We start from the raw sequence: 1,440 nt of genomic DNA, 5'->3' as shown, positions 1-1,440 counted from the left end.
GATCTCGCGGGTGAAGGCGAGGACGGAGGGGTTGGAGGCGGAGAGTTCGACGTAGGAGCCGACGCCGAAGACGGGGTGGCGTTGCCGGATCTCGATCATTTTGCGGGTCCAGTGCAGGAGTGATCCGGGGTTGTTGGCCTGGGCTTCGACGTTGACGGCTTGGTAGCCGTAGATGGGGTCCATGATGACGGGGAGGTAGAGGCGGGCGGGGTCGCATTTGGAGAAGCCGGCGTTGCGGTCGGGGGTCCATTGCATGGGGGTGCGGACGGCGTCGCGGTCGCCGAGCCAGATGTTGTCGCCCATGCCGATTTCGTCGCCGTAGTACAGGACGGGGGAGCCGGGGAGGGAGAGCAGGAGGGCGGTGAAGAGTTCGAGTTGGTTGCGGTCGTTGTCCAGGAGGGGGGCCAGGCGGCGGCGGATGCCGATGTTGGCTTTCATGCGGGGGTCTTTGGCGTATTCGGTGTACATGTAGTCGCGTTCTTCGTCGGTGACCATCTCCAGGGTGAGTTCGTCGTGGTTGCGCAGGAAGATGCCCCATTGGCAGGATTCGGGGATTTTGGGGGTTTGGGCCATGATTTCGGAGATGGGGTAGCGCTGTTCGCGGCGGACGGCCATGAAGATGCGGGGCATGACGGGGAAGTGGAAGGCCATGTGGCATTCGTCGCCGCCGGCGGCGGGGTCGCCGAAGTATTCGACGACGTCGTCGGGCCATTGGTTGGCTTCGGCGAGCAGGACGCGGTCGGGGTAGAGGCGGTCGACTTCGGTGCGGACGCGTTTGAGGTAGGTGTGGGTTTCGGGGAGGTTTTCGCAGTTGGTGCCTTCGCGGGCGTACAGGTAGGGGACGGCGTCGAGGCGGAAGCCGTCGATGCCCAGGTCGAGCCAGAAGCGCAGGTTTTCCAGCATGGCGTCTTGGACGTCGGGGTTGTCGTAGTTGAGGTCGGGTTGGTGGGAGAAGAAGCGGTGCCAGTAGTACTGGCCGCGGACGGGGTCGTAGGTCCAGTTGGAGGATTCGGTGTCGATGAAGATGATGCGGGCGTCGGGGTAGCCGGTGTCGTCGTCGGCCCACATGTAGAAGTCGCCGAAGGGGCCGGTGGGGTCGGTGCGGGAGGATTGGAACCAGGGGTGGGCGTCGGAGGTGTGGTTCATGACCAGGTCGGCGATGACGCGGATGCCGCGGGCGTGGGCTTGTTCGATGAGTTCGACGAAGTCTCCGAGTTCGCCGAAGTCGGGCAGGATGCGGGTGTATTCGGCGATGTCGTAGCCGCCGTCGCGCAGGGGTGACTGGTAGATGGGCAGCAGCCACAGGCAGTCCACGCCGAGCCATTGCAGGTGGTCGAGTTTGCTGATCAGGCCGCGCAGGTCGCCGTAGCCGTCGCCGTTGGAATCGGCGAACCCGCGTACCGACACCTCGTAGAACACCGCCGTCTTGAACCAGTGCGG

At 64.6% G+C, this 1,440-nt stretch carries 1 protein-coding gene; it reads right to left on the bottom strand.

Annotated features, from left to right (window positions below):
* The coding region (gene treS, locus ACTWPP_RS44905; protein WP_443110603.1) for a maltose alpha-D-glucosyltransferase at nucleotides 1-1,440 on the bottom strand (1,440 nt) is incomplete at both ends.

The sequence above is a fragment of the Actinomadura sp. 3N407 genome (genome assembly GCF_052245875.1).
In the GTDB taxonomy this organism is placed as follows: domain Bacteria; phylum Actinomycetota; class Actinomycetes; order Streptosporangiales; family Streptosporangiaceae; genus Spirillospora.
This window is presented reverse-complemented; position numbering and strand designations above follow the sequence as displayed.